Raw genomic sequence first — 1,461 nt, 5'->3', positions numbered from 1 at the left:
TTCCTCGACTTCGACCAGGATCTGCTCGTGTACCAGGTCTTCGTTTCGGAACAGCCGGGCGACGTTCTCTTGCCCGATCCGGGTGCTGCCCGGCTTCCGGCGCTCCATCGCTGTGGCCGCTGGCCCCATGTGCTGCGTCGGCTCGATGTCTAGGCCCTGATCTTCGTAGCTCCGCATATCAATGCGCTCATCGAGGCCGGCGCGTTCCAGGTGAGCGTTGGTCAGGTCTTCGAATTGCTGGCGCACCCAGCGAACCTCAGCCACCCCTCGGGCCTCGCCCTTTTCCCCGTTTTTGAGTTTCGGCTTCGTCCGGTCGTCCAGTTCCCGGGTTTTCTCGGTCAGCCCTTCCGGCCCCATACGGCGGGTGGTTGCGAGGATGTGGGCGTGGTGGTTTCGTTGGTCGCCGCCCTTGTCCGGCTTGTGAATGCAGACCTCGACGGCGAAGCCGTAGCGGTCAACTAGGGACTGGGCGAACTCGTGCGCCAGCTCCTGGCGCTGGGCTTCGTCCAGCTCGTGCGGAAGGCCAATCAGGAACTCCCGGGCCACCTGGGAGTTCTGCCGATTCTCGGCCAGCTCGGCGGCATTCCAGAGCGCTTCCCGGTCGTGCGCCCACTCGGGCGCATGATCGGGAGCGATGATCTCGGCACTGACGACACCACCCTTCCGGGTGTAGTCGTGGATTTCGCCGGTGCGATGGTCGATCACTTCGGCACCGGCACGGTAAGCGGCTGCCGCGGTCGCAGACCGACCGGCAGAACGCTTAACGGGTTTGATGCTGCATGTGGTCGAGGCCATTCCGAGATCACCGATGCTGCTGCTTTGCCAAGTGTTCCAGGTCGCCAGACCTAGAACACGCGGAGGCCGTCAGGCCGGAGTAGCCCCCGGCAGGGCCGTCGGAGACCGCACGCAAACGCCAGTTTGCATAAGTGCGCCCTTCGGGTTCCAGATTGACACCCTCGGCGGGGTGTCAATCTGGAGTATAGCAACCCCGCGCCGGGGTTCGCTATACTCTTCCGTTGGGGCTCCTGAGCCCCAACGGACAGGCGGCAAACTCAAAGGTAAGGGCCACCCATGGCAGCGAAGAAAACACCCGAGCAGCGGCTGGCAGAGCTCAACGAGCAGCAGGCGAAAATAGAGCGCGAACTCAAACAGCGGAAAGAGCGGATTGTTCAGCAAAAGCGCCAGCAACAAGCAAAGCTGATGAACCAAAAGCGCAAGCGAGAGACGCGGCAGAAGGTTCTGATCGGCGCGGCGATTCTGGCGAAGATCGAAGCCGGGGAGTGGTCCCGGGATAACCTCACACGGCTCCTGGACGGCTACCTGAAGCGCGACGATGACCGCGCCCTGTTCGACTTGCCGCCAGTCCCTGGCGGCAAGTCGAACAGGGCGCGGTCATCGTCGCGCTTCAGGTAGCCGTCCAGGAGCCGTGTGAGGTTATCCCGGGACCACTCCCCGGCTTCG

2 protein-coding genes are annotated in these 1,461 nt (G+C 63.4%); one reads left to right on the top strand and one right to left on the bottom strand.

The genetic code is table 11. The features are described 5' to 3' along the window. Positions 1 to 795, bottom strand: a 795-nt coding sequence (mobQ, locus tag DET50_RS19305; protein WP_147252234.1) for a MobQ family relaxase, incomplete at its 3' end; no start/stop codon positions are given. A 276-nt stretch (positions 796 to 1,071) separates the two neighbouring features. Between mobQ and DET50_RS19300 the strand changes: the two genes are divergently transcribed. Further along, positions 1,072 to 1,413 (top strand): mobilization protein C, encoded by a 342-nt coding sequence (locus DET50_RS19300; RefSeq protein WP_113864307.1) that lies wholly within the window; start codon positions 1,072 to 1,074, stop codon positions 1,411 to 1,413. Positions 1,414 to 1,461: the final 48 nt, after the last annotated feature.

The sequence above is a fragment of the Marinobacter pelagius genome (genome assembly GCF_003315345.1).
Classification (GTDB): Bacteria; Pseudomonadota; Gammaproteobacteria; order Pseudomonadales; family Oleiphilaceae; genus Marinobacter; species Marinobacter pelagius_A.
This window is presented reverse-complemented; position numbering and strand designations above follow the sequence as displayed.

What these genes read in the sequence shown, in the direction of transcription:
- DET50_RS19300 (WP_113864307.1), top strand. Translation starts at nt 1,072, where the DNA reads ATGGCAGCGAAGAAAACACCCGAGCAGCGGCTGGCAGAGCTCAACGAG.